This window comes from Chlamydia sp. 12-01 (assembly GCF_042234205.1).
Taxonomy (GTDB): domain Bacteria; phylum Chlamydiota; class Chlamydiia; order Chlamydiales; family Chlamydiaceae; genus Chlamydia.
In genome coordinates, this window is the sequence record NZ_CP114174.1 from 696,596 (window position 1) to 719,098 (window position 22,503).

Sequence of the window (22,503 nt, forward strand, 5' to 3'; positions counted from 1 at the left end):
ACCCAGGACTAAACTGTGCAGGTCTTTTCTGTGAGTTGTTCTAAATAACTTAGCAGCTGTAAGCATAAGGTACTTTCAAATTCACAAGCATAGGAGAGAAGTTCTTTTGCATGAGGTATTGTTGCTAATTCTGATTCCATCTCCGCCAGGTGTTCTTGTTCCTCTAAGATTATTGATTTTATTGTGATCTTACTTCCCGCATCTTTTAAAATATTATGATAGATAGGGTAGAGTTCAGAGGCGCGCATCTCTATAGCAGATGTTACAAGTACATAGGCAGTAGTCTTTAGTGCTTGTCCAGAAAGATGGTACTGATTTTTGAGTACCTTACACGTGCGTAAATCTAGAAGATGTAGGTAATATTTTATTCCATAAGTACCGAGCATTTGCCCCAAAGAGTAATCAAGAAAGGGTTCATTAGAGATTCTTGATATTTGTGTTTTCAGATAAAAAGCGTGACGAAATTCTTCAGCAGCATGTTTTAATACTTCCCTTTTCACTTGTGTAGGGTGCTCACTTGCAGAGATTTTTTTCGCTCCACAGTTCTCTAGAAACGATAGTGTGTTGATCCATTTACTGTGTAAATCATCAGAGGCAACTATGTTCTTAAGGACAGATTGCCAACGTGTTGCACAGGATGCAAATGTTTTTATTGTACTCGTAAGCATAGGGCCTCCTGGAGATAATGATAAATTCTATGAAGGTCTTCCTCATGGATGCAGTAGGGAGGAAGCACGTAAATGGTATTTCCTAAAGGACGTAAAATTATATGATTTTCTATAAAGAAGTTATAGAGTGTATCACGTAGATTAGAGAAATATCCTAATGAAGATGTCGGGTAATCTATAGCAAGCACTGTCCCTAAAACATCACAGCGTTGCCAATGTGCTCCATAATGTGATTGGAAATACTTATGACAATTCTCAATCATTTCACGTTGTTGTCTACATTGAGAAGATAACGTGAGATCTAGAGAAGCTAGAGCTGCTACACATCCTAGAGGATTTCCTGTGTAGGTGTGACCATGAAGAAGCGCTTGTTTACGATCTTTAGAAACGAAGGCTTGATAAATTTCTTCTCGAACTACAGTTACTGCAAGAGGTAAAAATCCTCCTGTTAAGCCTTTAGAGAGACATAGGATGTCAGGAGCTGTTTGCATATATTCCGAAGCAAACAAAGGTCCCGTGCGTCCAAATCCTGTAAGAATTTCATCAGCTATACATAACACATTATAGTGTTTAGCGATCTCTAAAATGGCATTTAATCCTTCAGGATTATGCATACGCATACCAGCAACACCTTGTAAAACGGGCTCATAAATAAACCCTGCAATTTCACCAGTAGAGAATAGAGCTTTTGCTTGTTGTATGGAAATATCCTCTTTTCCATAGTAAGGTGGATCTATAGTGTCTGTAGGAAAGAATAAGGCTTGGAAAGGTTTGTTTATATCTGCAGGTCCTACTACGGACATGGCTCCGAAAGTATCTCCGTGATAGCCATGTTTCAAAGAAACAAAACGTGTTTTCTTTATTCCCTGATTATAGAAGTATTGTAGAGCAATTTTCATAGCTACTTCTATGGAACAGGAACCATTATCAGAGAAGAAACAACGTTCTAAACCTTTAGGAAGTATTTCAGTAAGTCTTTGAGAAAGTTCTTCAGCAGGAGAATGTGTGATATTAGAAAAAATTACATGCTCTAATTGATGTGCTTGTTCAGAGATTCTCTTAGCAATGTAGGGATGTGTATGCCCGTGAAGATTACACCACCAAGAAGATATGGCATCGAGATAAGCGGTTCCAGATTCTGTATAAAGATAAGCACCTTCTCCGCGAGTAATATGAATAGGATCATGATCTAATCCAGGCTGAGCAAAAGGATGCCATATTTTAGAATGTGTTTTTTGTTTAGGTAAGTTTTTTATATCTGTAGGCATAACTTTCCTTCTTTAGATTTCCAAGCTTCCTTCCACAGATTTGCGTAGTTTTGCACTGTTTCTTTGGAAATGGTATTTTCGTAATTTAAGCGTCCTAACAAAGGAAGTCTTGTTGTATTAAGTAACCAATCTTCTTCTTCCTTAGGATATTGATTAAGAATCATTCCTAGGATATTTAGATTTCTTGCTTGCATTGCCTCCACTGTCAAACATGTATGATTGATGCTACCTAAGTAAGCCTTGCTAACAAGTATCCAGCAGCATGGCCACTTAGCAAAGAAATCTCCCTGTAGGAAATTTGGTGTGCAGGGTGAGAGAAACCCTCCAGAAGTTTCAATGATCAAAGTAGCTTGTGTTTTTGGTAGGGAGATGCAGTCTTCGTAAATAGGAATGTTATCAATTCTTGCTGCTTGATGTGCTGCTAGAGGATAGGTAAATCGATAAGCTTCTTTATGGCATAAAGCTCCTGAAAGTTCATGAACTATAGAGCTGTCAGAGCGCTCTAAGGATCCTAATTGTATAGGTTTCCAATACTCTGCGTGAAGTAAAGTAGTTAAGATCGCACTAACGAAGGTCTTACCTACTTCTGTATCAATTCCTGCTACGATGATATGCATAAGTTGTCTTGGATATCGTATAATTTATTCAAAAGTTCTGTGATTTCATTTTTTGTATTAAATGCATGAAGACAGATACGTAATAATTCTTCTTTCTGTTTTACTGTGGGGCTCACAATGGGGCGTACGTCAAATCCAGAATTTTGTAGTTCACTAGCTGCAGCACGTACCTGTTTGCTTCCTGGTATGTGTAAGGGCTGGATCGGAGTATTGATGTTATCTTGAAGTATAGGCAGCTGCATATGTTGCGCATTCTCTCGGAAATAGGCGATTAGCTTTTGGAGATTTTCTCTAAGATCCACAGCTGTTTCATTGTATTGATAAGCGAGGTTTATCATTGTAAATGCATGAGGAGGTAGAGCAGTTGTATAGATAAAAGGACGCGAGAAGTTAATCAGATAGTCTTTAAGGACAGAGCTTCCCATAACAGCTGCACCATGAATTCCCAGAGCTTTTCCAAAAGTATACACAGTTGCTGTAACATCATTTTGCAATCCTAAAGCAGCTACAAGTCCCTCACCTTTATTTCCAAAGACACCTATAGAGTGTGCTTCATCAACAATAAGATGAGCAGAATACTTTTTACATAATTCACAAATAGTTTTTAGGGGGGCTACAGAACCATGTAGAGAATACACAGACTCTACACAGACAAAGGTCTGCCCACAATGTGGTTGTAATAAACGTTTTTCTAAATGATCAACATCATTGTGACGAAAGGGAATTCCTTGAGCTCTGGAAAGACGGATTCCATCATGAATAGAAGCATGGATGTGTATATCGTGAATCACACGATCGTCTTGAGAGGCTAACGCTGAGACTAATCCCAAATTTGCTGTATAGCCAGAATTGAATATCAATGCACCTTCCCTGTCGTGATAGGCAGCAATATATTGTTCCACACGATCTGCTAAAAGAGATTGTCCTGTGAGAAGACGCGATCCTGTAGAACCTAAGGAGTGGGCATGATCTAATGTATCAGAGAATGCTTGTTTCAATTCTAATGATCTAGCAAAACCCAGATAGTCATTAGATGTGAAATCTATAGTTGCCGAAGTCGTTTTTAGAGTTCGATACGTATTTCTATATTTTTGTTTCTCTAATCTTTCTGTTAGCAGTTCGCAGATTGGCATGGTTGCCCTCTTTTCATTGAGAATGCTGGGCGATGACGCATTCCAAGTAAATTCAGCATTGCGGTATCTTCATTCATATCATTGTTATCCACAGTGAGGAGCTTCTCTCCATAGAAAATAGAATTCGCACCAGCAATAAAACATAATGTTTGCTGTTCTACAGATAGAAAAGCACGTCCTGCAGCAAGGCGTACCATAGAATGAGGAAACACAATACGTGCTGTAGCTATCGTACGTAGTATTTCCCAAAAGGATATAGATTCCTGATCTTGTAAGGGAGTTCCTTCTATAGGCCAGAGGACGTTCACAGGTACAGATTCTGGCATGCGTTCTCTACAGGCTAAGGTATGAAGTAGTCCGATGCGATCGTCAGCAGTTTCCCCCATACCAACAATCCCTCCGCAACATGTGCTAATCCCAGACTTTTCAACCACATCTAAAGTTCTCAAGCGATCTTCGTATTTTCTTGTGGTGATGATAGTTTTATAAAATCCTTCGGAAGAGTCTAAATTATGATTATAGGCGTAGAGACCTGCTTCATAAAGTTTTTCTGCTTGGCTAGCGGTTAACATTCCTAAAGCACAACAAACTTCAGCGCCCATGTTTGTAATTCCTTTGATCATCTCTAAAGTACGATCAAATTGATGATTATCCTTTACCTCTCTCCAGGCGGCTCCTAAGCATACACGTGTAGCTCCAGAGTCTACAGCGTGTTTTGCTCTATCCATAACCTCGGTGATTTTCATCATTGGTTCTGGCTTGACATTAGTTTGATAACGAGAAGATTGTGCACAGTAGGCGCAATCTTCAGTACAGCCCCCCGTTTTTATCGAGACAAGATAACAAGTTTGTAATTCTGAATGGGGAAAGTTACTTCTTAGTATAGCGTTCGCCCTATGAATCAATTCAAAAACAGGTGTGTCGTATACTTCTTTAATAGCTTCTAATGACCATTGTTCAGGACATTCATTCATAAATAGTATTTTCCTAGAAAGAGATTGAAAATGTAGACAAAGGAGACAATTCTTAACACAGAATCTGAAGAAAGTCAATATTAACGGGTTTTTGAAGACTACGTTAAAATATTTAAAATAAGGAAGATATATTATTTTTTCGTTTAAAATCTAAACTAACTTATTAATAAACGAGTTCGATAGGATTGTGTTGAAAACTTCCCTATTACTTCATTAAATTTCGGAAAATTAACTAATTTAAATCAGAAAATCTTGGTTAGTTCAAAGAGGAGGTAAATCCTCCATCTAGAAGTAAATTGACTCCTGTAATGAAGGAGGAGGATGGTGTAAGAAGAAATTCTATGGTTTTTGCCAACTCTTCTGGTTCGCAGTGACGATGTAGAGGTATAGATTCGATTTCTCTTTCATACTCTTCTGTATAATTTGAGTGGTTTATCCTGGCTTTTTCTTGGATTCTTTTCTCATGAAATGGGGAGTGTACAATTCCTGGAGAGACAACATTTACACGAATTCCTTGTGGACCTAATTCATGAGCAAGGACTTTGGTGTATGTTGTCCACATATTTCGAATCAAACAGGAGAGTCCGTAGGTGGGTAGGTATTGAACTGATGTAATTCCTCCTATAATAACAATAGCACTTTGCTCACTCATATAGGGAAGAGTTGCTTGAATTAGGGCTGTCTGTGCTATGAATGTTGTTTGTAGTGTAGATTCCCAAAATTCCGAAGACTGTAAAACGCTACCCCAAGTAGGACGGGGTGTTGAAATAACCAACCCTTGAATAGGACGATCGAACTCTTTAAGTGTTTTCTTATAATCTGAGATATATTTTGAATTGGAGTAGTCTATGGCTAAAGTTGAGGAGTTAGGATATTTCTCGTGTAATACTTGGAGTTTGCTATCTTGTCTTCCAATAAGCAGTAAATAGTAACCTCGATTGTGAAGATAATGCGCGATATCTGATCCTAATTGTCCCGAGGCTCCAGTAAGTATAATGCAAGGATTATCTTCCTCTGCTGTTACTAATGCACAGGTGGAGGAAAATAAAAAGAAAGCAGTTACCAGATAACGGATTAGTCGGACGGATTTATACATATAAGTTTTAACACATTGTGCGTACGCTGAGAAGCTTGAGTTAGAGGGCGTTTGGGAATGGTGTCTAAGAATGCCTGTACATAGTTTTGTGTTTCTGTATATCCCATAGTTGGAATTACATAATCAGGATTTTCTAAATATCTTTCAAGGAACAAAGAAGTCCAGATTCCACAGGATGAACCGTCTTTTTGTACCGCAGTTCTTACAATCTTTTTTATAGTAAACGGTGTAGAGGTTTTAGTATTATCTGGATAATGTTTCCCTAATCGTGTTGCTATCGAATTTAATACTGGATCAAGTGTAGCACTCGGTATGAAATGTGCGAGACTATCAAAATAAAGAATCTCTCTTGTATCTAAATTTATAATTACTGATGTCCAATGGGATATCCCTGCGTATCCGTTTTGTGCTGTTGACAGCATTCGATTTATCATTTCGTCTTCAGTTTCGGCCATAGGATGGTGCCACATAGGATAGGCAAGTATACGAAAATTCTGACAGTTTTTCCCCTCTAAATGTGGATAACTAGTCAATTCAGTATGATGGCATTGATTTAGATCGGGTTGATCTAAAAATTGTCGAGTATCTCGATTAAAAAGGTGGAGATCAGAGAAAATATTACGTTCCAAAGAGAAATAAGTAGATATTGTTACCAGAGAGGGGACAAATAGATTTGGATATTTTTCAGATAATCGCAGGAAGTGGGTTAGAATTTGCCCTCCATCCCAGGACGCAAATCTGATTTCTGGTTCCACATTGAATGATGTTGGATCATATTCATAAGGGGGGTGTAAAGAATATGAGTATTTTGGGTGGTCAGAGTGGGTTTCATCGAAATTAAGATCTGAGAGGTTATCTATAGACACAAAACATAGAATTAATCCTAGTGTAATAATAATCAGTATGGCCGCCAATATGACTCTGGCTAGTTTACTTAGAAATGAGGCGTTATCAAAGGATCCAGGGCCAGTGATAGGATTTTTTTTATCCCCAGATTTGATTCCTTTTTCTTTAGGAAGAAGTGGGGAGGGATTATATAAAGTATAAATCGAACCCGGTTGTGTATTTGGTGGGGACAGAAGAAAATTGGCCATAAAAACTGTTTTTTTTATTTTTTCGAAAAAATTATAACTCTTCTAACAAAAAAAATCATTTAGTTTTAATAATATGCCCATATTTTATACTAAAGTCTCAGATTGTGTTTTTATGTTGTCTTTATAATTGATGTAGAATTTTCTTATTCCGATATAAAAAACTGGTATGGTGACTATATTAAAGAAAATTTTGTAAAGATAAGAATAAGTCATGATTTGTAAGGTTTTCGTAAAGGAGAGGTGCATCCCCAGGTAAACAACCCCAAAATCAACAATGAGGGTATCAACTATTTGAGAGAGCATAGAGGATGCGTTACTACGTATCCATGCAGGGGATTTAGGGAAGCGTTGTTTAAAGAAGTTAAAAGAGGTGATGTCTAGCTGTTGAGACGTAGCAAAAGCAACGAACGAGGCTATAAATGCTGTTGGGCTAATATCAAATAAGATATGCCAAGCATTTGAGACTTCTAGAGAAGATGCTGGAAGTAGAGAGATAATCTGGAGAAAAACTAAAGAGAGAATATTACCGGCAAATGCGGAAAAGACCATACGACGGGTTTTTTCAGGACCAAAGATCTCATTTACAATGTTAGAAATGACGAAAGTTGCGGGATAGAAAAGCAGGCCTCCAGGAATAGTAAAGTAAGGTGTGATAATGAGTCTAGAAGCTGCGACAAGATTCGATAGGATCAGAATCAATGAAAAAGTAAGTGATAGGTTGAAAAACATCCTATTTTTACGGAAGGACATGTTCATTTAAAAAGTAAGTGATATCTTGATAATATATGTCATGAGGACCAAAAACAATAAAATCAAGTTGCCCTTGCTCTAGAAAAAGGTTCATTTTTTCTGAAATATCATTTAATTCACTGAAGTCACGAATGATAAAGAATGTTGTTTGTAGGGAATTTGGATCATAAGGACGTTGTATAATGTGCTCGATTTTAAATGGAGAGACAAATACGTTATTGTTAAAAGTATAGGATAATTGTTCAGTAGAGCTCAATATAGCGGCTCCATAAGCTTTTCTTTTTCCCTGCTCTTCAATAAGCCCATTTTCTGTTGTGAACCAAAAACATCGCGAGATGGCAAGGATGTTGCTGTTGAGGATTCGTGGTTGATCTTCGATAGGATAGATATCTTTTGCTCTTCGTATAGCTTTTATAAATAGTTGTCCCATAGTTGAGAAGAACTTTATAAATTCGGGATGTAGTAACCAAGGAACATGGCAGAATAAATCGTGAATAAGATCAGGAAGAATTGAAAAGCCATCATTATCCAATGTACGCATTTGCATAGCTATAGGGAAATGCTTTTGACTCAACTCAAATAAGTAATTATGCGCCGGAAGATAATCTTGTATTGGCGATAATGTAAATCCTGATTTTGACGATAAGATATTGTTGATGTGGTCAAAATCTATGGCTGATCCTTTAACTAAATGTAGGACATCTAAATACTCAAAGAAAACTTGGGGACAATGAGCCTTCCATAAATCAAGTCGAGAATTTAAAAGTGCTTCCGGATAATTTTCAGAATTAGAAAGTATTGTGGCAATATGGTAAGCCATAGATGATCGGAAGTTTATAGTTTAAGATCTACTTTAATTAAAAAGCTTTCTATTTATATTGATTATTACGAATTATAAGGAATGATTCATATTGAAAAGAATCAAAGAGATTTAAATTCTAGAGTCCTTTAGGATTTTTGTCGAGGGAAAGCTGGTATCTCTCAGGGTTGAAAATAGTAGTGTTTTTTCTGAATTTTGAGAGGATATATGCGCGTTGGTATTGTTGGATGTTCGGGAAGAATGGGTACATTATTGAGTGCCCTATTGAGCTCAACAACACGTTTTACCTTAGGCCCGGGATTTTCTAGAAAGAGTTCTCATTCCTTAGATTTTGTGATAACGAATAATGATGTTCTTGTGGATTTTTCCTCTTCATCTTTCTCTGAAGAGCTTCTTATTGCCCTACTTTCTAATCCTAAACCCTTAATCTTTGCTACAACAAAGCCCGCTGAATCTTGCTCTATAGATGAGAAATTACAGCATTTAGCTATGCATGTTCCTGTTATTATCTGTTCAAATACGAGTTTAGGTGCTTATGTGCAAAAACGTCTGTCAGCTTTACTTGCTCAGGTATTTGATGATACTTATGATATTCGAGTTGCAGAAGTACATCATCGGGGTAAGAAAGATCCTGTTTCTGGAACAGCTAAGGAACTAGTCTCTATTCTTTGTGATGCTAAGCAAAAAGAATGGCGGCAAGAATATTGTGTTGGTCCTAGTTGTGAAAATATGAAAAATATCGAATTACATGCATCACGTGTGGGGAATGTTTTCGGGGAACATGAAGTTGCTTTTATCAGTGATAAAGAGCAAATTACTATACGGCATACAGTATTTTCACGAGAAGTTTTTGCAGAGGGAGTCTTAAGGATTTTAGATTGGTTAACGGATGAATCTCCGCTTCCTGGATGTTATGGACCTGAAGTAGGGCTAAAGGTTTCTGTGTAAACGAACAGTTCTTGCTTAAAAAACAAAACGGTTATTACAATGCGGCCTCTAAGATTCTTTAATTTTTAAATAAGAGGCGTACGTATTTTGCGTTGTCGACACTCTAGATTAAGTAGCTGTTTTGTTGACCTGCTTTCTTATTCATTATCAGGGATGATATAGTATGATTTCAGGAGGCAACACATGCGTGTGGCTGTTTTGGGAGCTACTGGTCTTGTAGGTCAAAAATTTGTAGCTCTCTTGCATCAATGGTTTCCTTGGCATATTTGTGAAGTTGTTGCCTCCGAGACAAAATGTAGTCAGATTTATGGTTCTGTGTGTATGTGGCAGGAGTCTTTAGGCCCTATGCCAGAAAGCATGAAGCACGTGCCCATCCGTAGAATCGAAGAGATTGAGTCTGATGTTATAGTATCTTTCCTGCCAGAGGTCGTGGCAGAATCTTTAGAAACGTATTGCTTATCTAAGGGAAAATTAATCTTTTCTAACGCGTCAGCTTATAGGATGCATCCCTCTGTTCCTATTGTCATCCCTGAGATCAATCAAGAACATCTTCAGCTTGTAGATAAGCAACCCTTTCAGGGAAGAATCATTACAAATTCTAATTGTTGTGTTTCCGGTATTGCTTTAGCTTTGGCTCCTCTGAGAGAATTTGGTATTGATCGTGTAAATATTGTTACCCTGCAATCAGCAAGTGGTGCTGGGCATCCTGGAGTCTCTTCTATGGATATTTTAGGGAATACGATTCCTTATATAGTAGGAGAAGAGGAGAAAATTCTTAGAGAAACATTAAAGATTTTAGGAAAGTGTGATGAGCCTGCAGATTTTCCTATAGCAGTTACTGTACATCGTGTTCCTGTAGTTTACGGACATACATTAACTTTACATGTGACTTTTCTTGATTCTATCGATATTAAAGATATTCTTTATTGCTATCACTGTAGGAATACAGAGTTTCCTGGGACGTATAAGCTTTATGATTCTCCTTGGCATCCACAGGCAAGAAAGGATCTTACAGATGATGATATGCGTGTACATATAGGCCCTATTACTTATGGAGGAGACTCCCGAACAATAAAGATGAATGTGTTGATACATAATCTTGTGCGGGGAGCTGCAGGAGCTTTATTGATGAATATGCACAACTACTGTTTTCAGAATTCTGGAGAATATGCATGCCCCCAGTAGTGTACAAGTTTGGTGGGACGAGTTTAGGAACCGCAGAAAGTATTAAAAAGGTATACGATATTATCTGTAAGAATACACCACAGTTTATTGTTGTTAGTGCTGTAGCGGGTATTACAGATCTATTAGATATGTTTTGTTCTGTTTCTAGTGAATATCGTGAACAAATCGTTCTTGATATTGTAAAGAAGCATAATGAGATAATTCATGATCTACAACTTGCATTTTCCATATCTCCCTGGATAGAAAAGTTAAATAACTGCATAGATAAGGAAGAGATTTCTCCTAGTAATCGTGCAGAGATTCTTGCTGTAGGTGAAGATATATCGGCTTCTCTCTTCCGAGCCTTCTGTTATAGCAAAAATTTTTCTGTAGAGTTTTTAGAAGCTAGAACTGTCATATTGACAGATGATGAATATGGCCGTGCAACTCCAGATGTTTCTCGCATGCATACAAATTGGCAGACACTCCATTTCCAAAATAATGTTTGTTATATCACCCAAGGATTTATAGGAGCCAATTCTTCAGGGAAAACGACTTTATTAGGTAGAGGAGGAAGTGATTATTCTAGTGCTTTAATTGCAGAGATGAGTAGTGCTAAGGAAGTGCGTATTTATACTGATGTTAATGGTATTTATACCATGGATCCTAGGATTATTGAAGATGCACAACTCATTCCAGAGTTGAGTTTTGAAGAAATGCAAAATCTTGCCACATTTGGTGCTAAGATTCTCTATCCTCCCATGCTTTCTCCTTGTGTGCGGGCTGGTATCCCTATTTTTGTGACCTCAACATTTGATGTTTCTAAAGGAGGTACGTGGATCTATGCTATGGATAAGATTGTAGGGTACGAACCACGTGTAAAAGCATTATCTTTACGTCAGCATCAACGTTTATGGTCAGTAGATTGCGGTGGCATAGGAGCCGTAAGTTTGGATAAGATTTTACCTATACTAGATACTTATCGTGTCCTTCCTGGATTGATAACGTCTCAAGATAGTACGGTATCTTTTACGACCGATGATGATGATGTTTCTGAGGATGTTATTAGAGATCTTTATTGTAAGCTATCAAGTATAGGTACGGTGCATATGCTCTATGACCTAGCTTTGATAACTATGATTGGTTCTGGATTAGCTTCAACAAAAGTTGTAACAACTGTTACAGAAAAGTTAAGGAATTATCCTTCGCCTGTATTTTGTTGCTGTCAAAGTTGTATGGCATTAAGTTTAGTCGTACCTGAAAATCTAGCAGGAAATATTGTAGAACAACTCCATAATGATTATGTTAAGCAGAAATTCTCTGTAGTATAACGATTGATCATTATGAAATTACTCACTGCATCTGTCACACCTTTCCTTCCTAATTACGCTATAGATTTTCTGAGTTTTGAAAAGTTGTTACGTCCTCAAGAAAAAGAAGGTAATGGTGTTATCCTTCTTGGGAGTACAGGAGAAAACCTCTCCCTAACAGTAAAGGAAAAGGAAACGATTGTTTCCTTTGCATGTTCCTTAAGTTTGAAGGTTCCTATAATTATTGGTGTATCTGGCACCTCATTACATGAGGCTTCAGAATGGATACGTATATGCCAGTCTTATCCTATTGATGGCTTTTTAATCACCAGTCCTATTTATGCTAAGCCAGGAATTCATGGTCAGACTCTTTGGTTTGAATCTCTTTTAAATGTTACAAATAAGCCCGCGATTCTATATAACATTCCCTCCAGAGCGGGAACAATACTATATTCAGAAACAGTGCGCGCTTTATCTGAGCATCCTTTTCTCTATGGTGTGAAAGATTCCGGAGGATCTATTGATAGATGTCGAGAATATGCACACATAAGTCCTAACCTTGTTCTTTATTGTGGGGATGATGGTTTATGGCCACACATGCAACAATGTGGAGCACAAGGATTAATTTCTGTTTTATCTAATGGTTGGCCAAGAGAATCTCATAACTATGTAGAGGACCCTCTTAACAAGAATAATTCAGTAATATGGCATGAGCTCTCTTATTGGCTGAGTCAAACAACCAATCCCATCGCTATCAAAGCACTGCTTGCTTACAAGCAAGATATTGCACATAGTGTATTACGCTTACCTCTATCGATTAAAGATCTGCAAAATGCAGAATCCTTGCCAATATTTGTACGAAAAATGTCGCAATGGTCACAAACATATGAGTATGCTCATACATAGTTTTTAGGGGAGAAACACTCATTTTTAATGAGTTGTATTACGAAAATTCACAACTCTTTCCTGTTGATTTTAAATGACTTATGTCACATTTTCTTTTGTTCGTTAGCGCCTTTCTCTACTCAATTACAGATGTATCGACATACTAAAATTCCTATACCACCTATTCGGTCTGTTCAACCTGTAGCTGCACTAAAAAGTGATCAAAGTCAGACAATTTGTAAATTAAGTTTCTTGAATTTCATTTTAGAAATACTCAAATTGGATAGAATCTATAAGTTTCTATCAAAAATAGGGCTAACACGATTCTCTACCTTTATCTATCATGCTATACTGATGTTTATCTCGGTGGTATATATATCGATCTCTTGTGTCCTACATATTTTCTGTATGCATAATCCTGTAGAGGATAAGAATACCACTATCGAATCAAAAAAGGTGTTGAGAAGATGTTCTTAAGCTTTTTCTTCGTAAGACACATTAAATTCAGTGCTACTTGTTTTAACTTCTGTAGTTTTATTTATAACAAATAGCAAGTTTGTTTTTTTTAGCATTTGTTTGCTTTTTCGTTTTTTATTTCCTATACTACATCTGAATTTGAGTGAGTTGATTCAAATTAAGGAAGAATAAGAGTTAGTATGATTAAGAGATTTTTTATTTATAGTTTAACTGTTGCATTCTCGCCTTTATTATGCTGCAGCAATATTTTTGCTGAAAACATGGATACTATTGTGCAAGAACCTGTCGAAAAGCAGAATTCTAGAATAGATTGTTGCTTTGATTCTATAAGTGATGGGGATAGAGAAGCTTTAGCTGATCAGCTAGATTCTTTATTTCAAGTTCTAGTGGAAGAAGGTCAGGATTTATATCGTGATCTTGTTCTCGTGTGTAAAAATGAGAATATAGAATTGGAAAGCAATCAACAAGCTGTGGAACTGATGAAAGAATCTCCTTCAGGACAGAAAATTCTACAAGCTTGTAGAGATATTTTCTCTTGTCTGGATGTTCCTTCTGAAGATTTAAATAACGAAAACCTTTCCTTCGATGTTTTATTACAAAAACTCGATGAAATAGCCCAGATTTGGCGCTATTATCGACATTCTAAAGATATGGAATATGCCTATAAAGATCTCGAAATGCGAGAGAGAGAATTAGAATTTAAGAGAGATCTTCTTGCTTGGCAGAAAGAAAAGACAGATAAAGAGCTCGCGTGGAAACGCGAGAAATATGCTAGGGATATGGTGGTACATAAAAGATAAATAACAAACACCATAGTTTAGTGAGCTTATAAAAGTATCTGTGATGTCTTTCGCAGATACTTTTTTTATTTTATGGCTAGAGTGATTTTTTGAAAAAACTCTGGACAAAATATTGATAATGAATCAAAACCTTGTGTCAATTTTTTCACAGATACGAATTACTATATTAATCACAGTATGTAAGTTCGTTTATCTCAAGCACTTTATATAGATTGGATTTCTATAAGAATAAAGTATTGAGATGTCGTCGTGGAAACATCTCTAGGTTTGATTTTACAGAATGAAGTGCTCCGCGCAGCACAGAGACTTGCTGGGAAATAGGACCGTCCTTTTCTTGGCAGGAGAGTTTATGAACACCTATATCTGCCTATCTGGCTGGATGTTTTTATGGTTTTGCCTGTCGATCTTGGCAGCAGTCCGAATCTAGAAAGTATCGATTTAGAAAATTCGCAAACGAATTCTGATGATACCGAGCAACACTTTCCTGAACAGACTACTGAACAAGTAAATCTATTTATTCAAGGGGGTCCTAGACCATTTGTCACGGAATCCTCAGACGTATTTGAAGCTGTAAGTATTTATGATCAAAATAGAGAAATGCCTGCAGCATATGATGTTGACGTTACCTACATTAATGGTAGTGCTCAAACGCTACCCGAAGCACAGCTTGAATCTTTATATGTTAGCGAAGTGCGTAACGTGCCTGTGCGCATGTTGTATAATTCAGGATCAGGAGGCTGGTGTTCTCGATTATCTAGAAGACCTGTTTTTTCCCAGTTTAGTCCCCTGTGTCAAGCGTTGTTAGATTCTCTGGATCATTTCTTCTCTCATTCAGGAAATGAAGGTAGGAAACATATAATTATATTTTACGGAGATGGTGGTGCTGTAATTCAGCAAGTATTAGACCACTCTCCATATGCAGATAGAATTTATGTGATTGGCATTGCTCCTACAGTATACGTGAGAGGACCTAACGTGCATCATTTTAGAGTGTCTGGAGATGTCTCCACTCTTTTAGATTCTGATGGATTTACACAGGCTAATGTGACTACTGTTTCTTACTCAGCAGGAGCGGAGGGTTTATTTTTGCCAAGTTTACGTTGTCCGAGCTACCTTTGGGCTTTGCGTTTAGCAGGAACCCCCCCCCCCCCGAAATAGATGCCGAGAGAGCTTCAAGTCAAGTTTCTCTAGTAGAAATCGGTCGTGGGGATGGAGCACTTGAGAGATTAACTGAGTTATTACAATTGGGAGATACTTCTGCTGAAGCGGAGTTTAACTTCGTTCCAACAACAGCAACCGATATTGTTTTGTCGAGTATATTCAGTATATTTAGAATTAGTGGTGTGTTGCAAGAGTGCATCATTCTTTCTGTTACTGATCATCCAGATGTTAACGTCTCTTATGTGATTGTGTGTGGCTACAGTATAAATTTAATTCGTTACTTACTTCTTTTGCTTACAAATCGTCGTTCTGTTCGGGATATGTTTAGAAGTGTAAGATTAGTAGCTCATAGTGCGATGCCTTTGATTCTCTTGGTGACTCTACTTGACAATATTAACTGTTTAAGAAGGTACGGACGAACTCCTGCGATTTTACCTGCTATATTTGTCGTAGCATCAACATTAACTGGTAGTGTCCTCTTTATGGAGGTATTCAGAAACTGTTTAGGTGGACTGCGTGGGCGTATTCAGAGATCAATTTTACAAAGGTTGACAGGATCGTCTGAAGAATCTAGGGTTATTGTGCGTTCTGAAGAAGGAAATAGAATAAGCTCTGTGCAGATGATGATGGGCACTGCGCATGGAATGTTTCTAGCATTTGCAGTGGGTGTTTTAAATGGTATAGTTATAAACGTTCCTCGGACGTTGTTGAGAGCAAACTCTACTACAGATACGGGTGTATATTCTAATCAATTGCACAATGCTTCCGCATCTTGGAAAACAGGAGATGTGTTAGCGGTATCACAAACAATAAATCTATTCATATGCATGATAGTCTTGATAGCAAATATCATAATCATGGTGGATTTAGTACGTAGAAATCGACGACAGTAAAAAATGATAAACTAAATAGTTTTTTTTTGAATTTTAGTTTATGCTTTGATCTCTCAAAGCTAGAGAAGATAATGGTTATAGCAACAGCATCTACTACACACGTATGTATGCAAAATCAACGACAGATCAATTTGTGGAAGGAGTTTCCTTTAGCAGAGCGTATTTGTATAGTCTTCTCTATCGTTTTTGTGATTTTCGGAGTGATTTGTAGTATCGTGGGGATGGTATTGGGTTCAGTAACAACAGGTGTTATAGGTTTTAGTCTCTATATTGTGAGTATTATTTCTCTTATTCGCGGAGTTGTTATTTATAATCATTTTTCTTCTAATTACCTAGTTTATGGTTCATTGGATAAGAACTATCGGCAAAGGGAATTGTGGGGAAGTATTTGTGAATGCCCTGATCATGTCGTGTGTAGTTAAAACCATAGGTCTTTAACTCGGAGCAATCAGTTTTAAAAGATAGACCCTAGTCGTTGATAATTAATCATGTAATATGATTTTTTACTTTTGAAATCGATTGCTTTTTATTATTTGCATCTTAGAATGACTTTGTAAAAGTTTATGTCTTTTCATTGTAAGTAAGCCTTTTATTTATGTTTTTTCCCCTCGAGGCCTTTTCTGAGGGTTCTTGTTTTGGGTCGCTGTATTGTTTTTGGAATTTCTTGATTTTGGGATATAGACTCCGATGACGGCACCCATACGTCCGAATTCTGATTCCTCTAATAATAATGTTCAGAGAAATACAGAGGTTCGTAATGATGAAAATACGGAATCGCTATCTGAAACTAACAATGAGCAAGTGGATTTAAGTAATCAGATAGCTATTATCCCTATAGGAAGAGATGTAGTACAGGATGTACGTATGGTTTCTGAAGCTGCTTTAATAGCTGTACACGGATTGATATTCCCCTACATATCTATGGTAATATCCATGGCAGGAATATCTCTACACTCTAGTTGCCGAACAGTAAACAGTACGGAAGAAGAGATGATTACATATCCTTTCCCATCATTTTCTGAAGCTTTAGAGGACGGAGATATATACGCTGTTAGCTAGATCGTTAACGCTGTATTTTGTTTTTTCTTTTTTATAGCAAATCTAGTGATCTTCACTAGGATTTTCCGTGTTTCCCGTAGAAGGAGATAACGAAAAATCCTAAGTAAAGTTGTTCTCAGTATCTGTGATTAGGTGGGTTGCCAGTTTCTCCAACGTTTTCTAGGAGGTAGTCTACTATCTCCTGGAGTTGTTGTAGAATCCGTCCCTGGCTCATCAGTTGGCTGTTGAGAGGACGATCCCTCTCCACTTTCACTATCGGCGGAACGTTTTCTTGATGAACTTTCATCTGCTCCTGTATGAGGATCTCCCACAGTTTGAATTACCGAAGGACGTGATACAGGTGCTTCTTGCTCTTCTTCATCGCTAGACGATCCAGGTATAGATGAACCTGTAACCGGAGATACACCTCCTAAAGAAGAGAGAGGTGGGCTTCCCGGGCTAGCTAATGTGATAGTGGTTTCTCCTGAGGAACTCGTATCATCAAAATAGGAGAAAACAGGAGATCTTCTTGGACTGCTTGTCGGTGTTGTAGATGTAGAATCCCTATAGGAACACGGAGAGCCGAGCATGACAGATCCTGTTTTTGTAGATATCCGCAATACTCTAGGGCTTTGTGAACCATTTGAGCTCAGAGGGCTGCGAGGACTTCTAAGCTGTGGTGACGTAGATCCTTCAGAATCCCCACTGAAGTAACTAGTATAAGGCTGTTCCGGAGAGGGACTAGATCCCCAAGGACTAGATTTAGGTGTCGAAGGTGTTGAGGGCGTAGCTTCAGATGTCGAAGATTCATCGAGGTAATCGAAACTAGGTCTTCTAAAGTCAGCGGGAGGTACTGACGGTATAGGCCATGAATCTGTACTATTGCTTTCATATTCAGTGTAAGAACTTAGATAGGGTGATACAGAGGAGATGATGCTTGATCTAGGTGAATCCGAAGAAATAGTTATCGGACTTTGAATACCTGATTCTTCTTCGATTGACTCGTCCTCTTCAGAATCACTTACTATTATAAGCGATCCTTCTGAAGAGGAGTATCTCATTTCAGGAGATCCTGCTTCTACCCCCGGATCTATTGTCGGTGGTGTTGGTGTTGATGACGAGGAAGATGATTCATCATCACTTTCATCAATATAGAATTGAGGCGAGGGTAGTGGAGAAGAGGTAATCCTAAATTGAGGGGAGCTTGGTCTGGGTGTGGTCAGTCGTGGGGACAATGGGATCGATATTGGATAGGTTGCGGCGATTTGCTCGACATCAGATACATAACCAACAGAATCTTCCCCTACAGTAATGAAGGTTGAAGTTGAGGAAACACTTAATCTACGCGTACTAGCTGCTGAAGGCGAACTGCTTTCAGAAGGTCGTATTGGAGAAGAAGGGCTACTATCGGAAGATGTCGAGGATGCTTCTGAAGATGAGGAAGAGGGTCGGCGTCTTCGTCTCTGTCTTCTTGGAGGTGGAGGTGTTTCTGGCATGTCCTCTTCTTCTCCTGAAGATTCGCCGGATCCTTCTGGTCCAAAAATAGTGGATGGATCCGGTTGAGTTGAAGTCACCCTGCTCCAAGGTTTTAGACCCGTGTTCATTGATAATGTAGGAAATTCTCTAAGGATAGCTTGTGGAATTTGCGTGCCGTGTCTATCAAATATAAGTTTCCCTAAGACTCTCTCTCTGAAGGTATTCGAAGCAAGAATGATCGTATCTGCGTCTTCTTCTTCGAATTGTCTACGTCTATCTGTGTAACCGGCATGCGGGTGTTTATTTCTGGCCACTATAGAAAGTAAGAGAATTGTTTTAACTAATTCGTAAGAACAGGTATAGATTGTTCCACCTGCACCATCAGGTTCTTCTTCAAGTAGAAGATCTCGGAAATTCTCATTTTTGACCATAGCCGCAAGGGTATACATCACACATGAGGCAATGCTACTTCCAGGACTTTCTCTAAATAAAAAGTTGTGCCCACGACAGTCGTTAATCGTTCTGTAACAACGAATCGTTCTGAGGTAGTTTAAACATTTCGCAAAGCAGAATGGAGATTTACTACCATCACTAGTTTTTATCCAAACTTTTTGAGCATCTTCGGGGTCTGTATCTTCTGGAGCCGCGTGCCAAAGGTCTAATATTTTTCCAGATATACCCTCAAGAATACCCTCTTCTCTAATATTATCCGCTAATTTCATCATTGATCTTGTTCTGGCGGTAATTGAGATGTGTCTTTTATCAACAGCACTTAACTCCGTTCGACAGCAACGCTGCATTTGCTCTTTTTCTTCTTCAGATAGTTCACCATGCTGTTTTGATACTACTCCGACATTGATACCCGATTTTAATAGAGAATGAGCAGCACATGTATCTCCATGAAGTCTAGCGTACTCTTTCAAATTGATGTAAAAATTACGCATACTATTTCCAGTAGGCTTACCGAAACAGCATGTCCAACAATGACAAAGATCCATCATAGGTTCGCCACGACCCGAGTGAATGCAAGCCCCGGGAGGGCATGAAGAGCATCCAGGAATACGTTTTAAACAGCCGTCACCAGTTAAAGGAATATAGTTATCTACGAAACCACCAATACGTTGTGATAAACTCACAACCTCTGCTGGTGTAGGATTTGGAACCGGACGCGTCCAATTTCGAAATGGACACTCTGCTGCAGGCTCTGGGGATCCTGCAGATGAACTACTGGATGATGGTGATGACATGTAAAATTACCCCTTTTTCTTTCCGACTCTCTATTAAAGAACGTGAGACATGCCGGTAAGAAAAAGGACAATGGAGGCTAACCCCCCCCCCCCCCGAACGGAAAGAGGAACCAAGAGGGTGTGTAGATGCAGTAGAAGATAAGAAGCAAAACATGAAAATATGTTCTAAAATAAAAAGTCTTCACACGCATTTTAATTCAAAACATAATAATTTCACAATTAACTACTTACGATTTTTTAATTAAAATAATTAATTTATAATTTACTCTTATGAGATGTGTTTCTATAGATTATAAAGATAACTTTTTAAAATCAGAAATTGACAAGAGCGATATAAAGTTACAAAATAACCTCAAAATATCAGACATCGAAGATAATATATGGGAGAGGGGTATGAGTTATAGCCTAGTAAAGAAATCTTGGTTGTTAGGGATATTGAGCAGCCCAATAGTTAAAATCTTAGAAGGGTCTCTTTTCCTTGCTTTATTAGCAAAAATTGCCTTACCACTTCCTTTTACTCCCGTTCCTATTACCTTTCAAACCTTGGGAATTTATTGTATTGGTATCGCATGTTCTCCGATGATTGCCATCAGTAGTGTCATTGCTTACCTTCTAGAAGGATTATTCCTTCCCGTGTTTTATAGTTCAGGATATGGTATAGCTGCGTTTTTTGGACCAACAGCAGGATATCTCTACGCGTTTCCTATAGCAACAGTGTTTATGTCATTACTTTATCGTCAATTTAAGAGTCCTAACAGCTATATTTTAGCCTCTATCCTAGTAGGAGCCGCTTTTATTATGTTGGTGTTAGGATCACTATGGCTTGCATATTACTTCTATATAATGTCGATAACAGAGACTGTAGATCTCATTAAAGGTTTCCAACTAGGTGCCGTACCATTTGTTATAGGAGAAATGCTAAAGATTCTTCTTGTTATTCAAGGTAAAGGAGCTCTTCAGTTCTTCCAGAAGCGCTATTTTTAATTTTTATAAAAAAATTCTTTATAGGAAGAGGTTTCTACAAGTATGTGTAGAAACCTTTTTTTTATTTAGAAGATATGTCTGTTATTGAATTCTCAGTGGTGGACGCATCATCCTGAGTTGAGACGAGCATTTGCTGCAACTTGTTATACTTGTTCTGTAGGTTTGATTGAGCACGGAAGAGCTCGCGATTTTGTTGCAATAGAACATAGTTTATTTGTTGGATGTCTTTATTTGTTCTGATCGATTTCATAAGCAGAACACATAAACAAATAATAGAAATGAGTGAAATGATAACGCTTCCAGAAATCATCAAAATAGGTAGTGTAGGTAAAAGAATCGCTCCCGCAATACATCCTGCGAGACCTGCACAAATTGATAAGGCTACTAAAGTAATCGCCAATTTGGACTTTAAATGTGTTTGCATGGGAGTATCTTCTGCAGAAGGTCCCGATAATCTAAGATTACTGACTTGACTCATAGAAAAATTGTATGTGATTTTTAGAAATTTAAATCAGAGTAATTTAGAGTTTTCTATTAAGTCAATAATAAGAAAAAATAGCCCTAGAGAACTCTAGGAGCAAATTCATTCTTACAAAGATGCTTCCTAATATGGTTTTATAATTGTCTCAGAAATAGCTTCTATCTTCGTTATCTAAGCTTTTGTTGTAGATAAGGAATTGTTAGCTTTAATTTGTCATTTTTTACACGGATAGGCAGGTAGATCTCTTGTAGCATGAGTTATATTTTAACAACAATATAAGGTCTATTTGTCTATAGATTTAATAATTTTTATTAGGATCCATCTTTGCTTACAAAGAGATACTCTCTAGTTTAAAAGAATAATTATTGTTGCGCGGTTCGTAAAAGGTTTCTATTGTTTTATAGAAACCTTATTTGGTTAAGCTTTCTTAGACTTTTTCGCGTTGTTTATAGTATCTATCTCTTTTTGTTGACGATTGAGAGACCCCTGATGTTGATCTATCTGATCTTTATTTTTACTTATAGATAATTGTATAGAATTCAATTCCTTTTGTGTTGATGAAATGAATGCCATATAGTCTTTCTTTAATTCTTCATATTTCTTATCTAAGTGATCTGAAATATCTTTACCCATACTTTTTAATGTATCTAGATTTTCTTTTCTCAGTCGTAGAATTGTTCCACATAAGAATACAATTGAGATTAGTCCTGCAAGAGCTCCACCGATAATGATGAGACAGGGTAGTGAGGGGGAAAATATAGCTGCAGTGATACAGGCTGCAATACCTAAGCAAGCTATTGTAGTTGCTAGGAAAGTAGCTATTTTAGTGCAGCGTTGTTGGGGGGGGGGGGGGGTAAGTGTATTGGTGGTAACATCACTATGTATTTGCATAAAGGTAACACTCGATAATTTGATAGTTGAAGAAAGAATAAAGCTGCCTTATTTATTAAGTCAAATAGTATGACTGACTTAAAATACACGCGGTATGAAGATAAAATTCCCTCTATGAAGAAGAGACTTTTGACAGCGCTTAAGAATTTAATAAAATAGAGTATATTTTATAACTTTAGTAGTTCCCAATGTAAAATTATTACTTTATTTTTAATTATATAGATTCTGAATCAACAACAATTTCTATAAATAACACATTCAAGTTATTTAAAAATTGAAGATTCTGAAAATGAAATTTATGTAAGTCAAACATTAAGATGGGCTTATG

The 22,503-nt window shown here is 37.5% G+C and carries 20 protein-coding genes and 1 pseudogene; 9 read left to right on the plus strand and 12 right to left on the minus strand.

Features of this window, described 5'->3' with window-relative positions; genetic code table 11:
- Positions 1–8: 8 nt before the first annotated feature.
- From O1W69_RS03040 to O1W69_RS03080, 9 genes are all read right to left on the minus strand, one after another.
- Positions 9–668: a hypothetical protein gene (locus tag O1W69_RS03040; protein WP_375793104.1), complete on the minus strand. Its 660-nt coding sequence runs from the start codon at positions 666–668 to the stop codon at positions 9–11.
- A complete protein-coding gene (gene bioA, locus O1W69_RS03045; RefSeq protein ID WP_375793105.1) occupies positions 650–1,936 on the minus strand; it encodes an adenosylmethionine--8-amino-7-oxononanoate transaminase in 1,287 nt (428 codons plus the stop codon). Before bioA ends, O1W69_RS03040 begins: the two co-directional genes overlap by 19 nt.
- Complete coding sequence (gene bioD / locus O1W69_RS03050) at positions 1,921–2,553, minus strand: dethiobiotin synthase (RefSeq protein ID WP_375793106.1); 633 nt, start codon at positions 2,551–2,553, stop codon at positions 1,921–1,923. Before bioD ends, bioA begins: the two co-directional genes overlap by 16 nt.
- A complete protein-coding gene (locus tag O1W69_RS03055) occupies positions 2,538–3,686 on the minus strand; it encodes an aminotransferase class I/II-fold pyridoxal phosphate-dependent enzyme (RefSeq protein WP_375793107.1) in 1,149 nt (382 codons plus the stop codon). Before O1W69_RS03055 ends, bioD begins: the two co-directional genes overlap by 16 nt.
- Entirely contained in the window at positions 3,665–4,660 is a 996-nt protein-coding gene (gene bioB, locus O1W69_RS03060; RefSeq protein ID WP_375793108.1) for a biotin synthase BioB, read from the minus strand. The genes O1W69_RS03055 and bioB overlap by 22 nt, the downstream gene beginning before the upstream one ends.
- Before the next feature lie 256 nt (positions 4,661–4,916).
- Positions 4,917–5,756: an SDR family oxidoreductase gene (locus O1W69_RS03065; RefSeq protein WP_375793109.1), complete on the minus strand. Its 840-nt coding sequence runs from the start codon at positions 5,754–5,756 to the stop codon at positions 4,917–4,919.
- On the minus strand, positions 5,735–6,850 hold the full coding sequence (locus tag O1W69_RS03070; protein ID WP_375793110.1) for a Ulp1 family isopeptidase: 1,116 nt from the start codon (positions 6,848–6,850) through the stop codon (positions 5,735–5,737). The genes O1W69_RS03065 and O1W69_RS03070 overlap by 22 nt, the downstream gene beginning before the upstream one ends.
- Positions 6,851–6,934: 84 nt before the next feature.
- A complete protein-coding gene (locus O1W69_RS03075; RefSeq protein ID WP_375793994.1) occupies positions 6,935–7,600 on the minus strand; it encodes a queuosine precursor transporter in 666 nt (221 codons plus the stop codon).
- The gene (locus O1W69_RS03080) at positions 7,587–8,420 is read right to left on the minus strand and encodes a phenylalanine 4-monooxygenase (RefSeq protein ID WP_375793111.1); all 834 of its coding nucleotides are present in this window, start codon (positions 8,418–8,420) and stop codon (positions 7,587–7,589) included. Before O1W69_RS03080 ends, O1W69_RS03075 begins: the two co-directional genes overlap by 14 nt.
- Before the next feature lie 207 nt (positions 8,421–8,627).
- On the opposite strand from O1W69_RS03080, the gene O1W69_RS03085 reads away from it, so the two are divergent.
- From O1W69_RS03085 to O1W69_RS03120, 8 genes and pseudogenes are all read left to right on the plus strand, one after another.
- Positions 8,628–9,368, plus strand: a complete 741-nt coding sequence (locus O1W69_RS03085) for a 4-hydroxy-tetrahydrodipicolinate reductase (protein ID WP_375793112.1) — start codon at positions 8,628–8,630, stop codon at positions 9,366–9,368.
- 183 nt (positions 9,369–9,551) lie between these two features.
- On the plus strand, positions 9,552–10,553 hold the full coding sequence (gene asd / locus O1W69_RS03090; protein ID WP_375793113.1) for an aspartate-semialdehyde dehydrogenase: 1,002 nt from the start codon (positions 9,552–9,554) through the stop codon (positions 10,551–10,553).
- Positions 10,541–11,863 carry an aspartate kinase gene (locus O1W69_RS03095; protein ID WP_375793114.1) on the plus strand — a complete coding sequence of 441 codons (1,323 nt, stop codon included), beginning with the start codon at positions 10,541–10,543 and terminating at the stop codon, positions 11,861–11,863. The genes asd and O1W69_RS03095 overlap by 13 nt, the downstream gene beginning before the upstream one ends.
- A 12-nt stretch (positions 11,864–11,875) precedes the next feature.
- Positions 11,876–12,748 carry a 4-hydroxy-tetrahydrodipicolinate synthase gene (gene dapA, locus O1W69_RS03100; protein ID WP_375793115.1) on the plus strand — a complete coding sequence of 291 codons (873 nt, stop codon included), beginning with the start codon at positions 11,876–11,878 and terminating at the stop codon, positions 12,746–12,748.
- 635 nt (positions 12,749–13,383) lie between these two features.
- Positions 13,384–14,004 (plus strand): hypothetical protein, encoded by a 621-nt coding sequence (locus O1W69_RS03105; RefSeq protein ID WP_375793116.1) that lies wholly within the window; start codon positions 13,384–13,386, stop codon positions 14,002–14,004.
- A gap of 387 nt (positions 14,005–14,391) precedes the next feature.
- Positions 14,392–16,058 (plus strand): annotated as a pseudogene (locus tag O1W69_RS03110) (DUF687 domain-containing protein).
- 71 nt (positions 16,059–16,129) lie between these two features.
- Positions 16,130–16,480, plus strand: coding sequence for a hypothetical protein (locus O1W69_RS03115; protein ID WP_375793117.1), 351 nt, complete (start codon positions 16,130–16,132; stop codon positions 16,478–16,480).
- Between the two features lie 265 nt (positions 16,481–16,745).
- Positions 16,746–17,117, plus strand: coding sequence for a hypothetical protein (locus O1W69_RS03120; RefSeq protein WP_375793118.1), 372 nt, complete (start codon positions 16,746–16,748; stop codon positions 17,115–17,117).
- Between the two features lie 128 nt (positions 17,118–17,245).
- Here the strand turns inward: O1W69_RS03120 and O1W69_RS03125 are convergent, their stop codons facing one another.
- Positions 17,246–19,819 (minus strand): hypothetical protein, encoded by a 2,574-nt coding sequence (locus O1W69_RS03125; RefSeq protein WP_375793119.1) that lies wholly within the window; start codon positions 19,817–19,819, stop codon positions 17,246–17,248.
- Between the two features lie 393 nt (positions 19,820–20,212).
- Between O1W69_RS03125 and O1W69_RS03130 the strand changes: the two genes are divergently transcribed.
- Positions 20,213–20,803, plus strand: a complete 591-nt coding sequence (locus tag O1W69_RS03130) for a biotin transporter BioY (protein ID WP_375793120.1) — start codon at positions 20,213–20,215, stop codon at positions 20,801–20,803.
- Between the two features lie 61 nt (positions 20,804–20,864).
- Here O1W69_RS03130 and O1W69_RS03135 read toward each other — a convergent pair whose 3' ends face one another.
- Both O1W69_RS03135 and O1W69_RS03140 read right to left on the minus strand, forming a co-directional pair.
- The gene (locus O1W69_RS03135; protein WP_375793121.1) at positions 20,865–21,281 is read right to left on the minus strand and encodes a hypothetical protein; all 417 of its coding nucleotides are present in this window, start codon (positions 21,279–21,281) and stop codon (positions 20,865–20,867) included.
- A gap of 420 nt (positions 21,282–21,701) precedes the next feature.
- Positions 21,702–22,175 carry a hypothetical protein gene (locus O1W69_RS03140; RefSeq protein ID WP_375793122.1) on the minus strand — a complete coding sequence of 158 codons (474 nt, stop codon included), beginning with the start codon at positions 22,173–22,175 and terminating at the stop codon, positions 21,702–21,704.
- Positions 22,176–22,503 lie beyond the last annotated feature (328 nt).

What these genes read in the sequence shown, in the direction of transcription:
- O1W69_RS03040 (WP_375793104.1), bottom strand. Translation starts at nt 668, where the DNA reads ATGCTTACGAGTACAATAAAAACATTTGCATCCTGTGCAACACGTTGG.
- bioA (WP_375793105.1), bottom strand. Translation starts at nt 1,936, where the DNA reads ATGCCTACAGATATAAAAAACTTACCTAAACAAAAAACACATTCTAAA.
- bioD (WP_375793106.1), bottom strand. Translation starts at nt 2,553, where the DNA reads ATGCATATCATCGTAGCAGGAATTGATACAGAAGTAGGTAAGACCTTC.
- O1W69_RS03055 (WP_375793107.1), bottom strand. Translation starts at nt 3,686, where the DNA reads ATGCCAATCTGCGAACTGCTAACAGAAAGATTAGAGAAACAAAAATAT.
- bioB (WP_375793108.1), bottom strand. Translation starts at nt 4,660, where the DNA reads ATGAATGAATGTCCTGAACAATGGTCATTAGAAGCTATTAAAGAAGTA.
- O1W69_RS03065 (WP_375793109.1), bottom strand. Translation starts at nt 5,756, where the DNA reads ATGTATAAATCCGTCCGACTAATCCGTTATCTGGTAACTGCTTTCTTT.
- O1W69_RS03070 (WP_375793110.1), bottom strand. Translation starts at nt 6,850, where the DNA reads ATGGCCAATTTTCTTCTGTCCCCACCAAATACACAACCGGGTTCGATT.
- O1W69_RS03075 (WP_375793994.1), bottom strand. Translation starts at nt 7,600, where the DNA reads ATGTCCTTCCGTAAAAATAGGATGTTTTTCAACCTATCACTTACTTTT.
- O1W69_RS03080 (WP_375793111.1), bottom strand. Translation starts at nt 8,420, where the DNA reads ATGGCTTACCATATTGCCACAATACTTTCTAATTCTGAAAATTATCCG.
- O1W69_RS03085 (WP_375793112.1), top strand. Translation starts at nt 8,628, where the DNA reads ATGCGCGTTGGTATTGTTGGATGTTCGGGAAGAATGGGTACATTATTG.
- asd (WP_375793113.1), top strand. Translation starts at nt 9,552, where the DNA reads ATGCGTGTGGCTGTTTTGGGAGCTACTGGTCTTGTAGGTCAAAAATTT.
- O1W69_RS03095 (WP_375793114.1), top strand. Translation starts at nt 10,541, where the DNA reads ATGCCCCCAGTAGTGTACAAGTTTGGTGGGACGAGTTTAGGAACCGCA.
- dapA (WP_375793115.1), top strand. Translation starts at nt 11,876, where the DNA reads ATGAAATTACTCACTGCATCTGTCACACCTTTCCTTCCTAATTACGCT.
- O1W69_RS03105 (WP_375793116.1), top strand. Translation starts at nt 13,384, where the DNA reads ATGATTAAGAGATTTTTTATTTATAGTTTAACTGTTGCATTCTCGCCT.
- O1W69_RS03115 (WP_375793117.1), top strand. Translation starts at nt 16,130, where the DNA reads ATGGTTATAGCAACAGCATCTACTACACACGTATGTATGCAAAATCAA.
- O1W69_RS03120 (WP_375793118.1), top strand. Translation starts at nt 16,746, where the DNA reads ATGACGGCACCCATACGTCCGAATTCTGATTCCTCTAATAATAATGTT.
- O1W69_RS03125 (WP_375793119.1), bottom strand. Translation starts at nt 19,819, where the DNA reads ATGTCATCACCATCATCCAGTAGTTCATCTGCAGGATCCCCAGAGCCT.
- O1W69_RS03130 (WP_375793120.1), top strand. Translation starts at nt 20,213, where the DNA reads ATGAGTTATAGCCTAGTAAAGAAATCTTGGTTGTTAGGGATATTGAGC.
- O1W69_RS03135 (WP_375793121.1), bottom strand. Translation starts at nt 21,281, where the DNA reads ATGAGTCAAGTCAGTAATCTTAGATTATCGGGACCTTCTGCAGAAGAT.
- O1W69_RS03140 (WP_375793122.1), bottom strand. Translation starts at nt 22,175, where the DNA reads ATGCAAATACATAGTGATGTTACCACCAATACACTTACCCCCCCCCCC.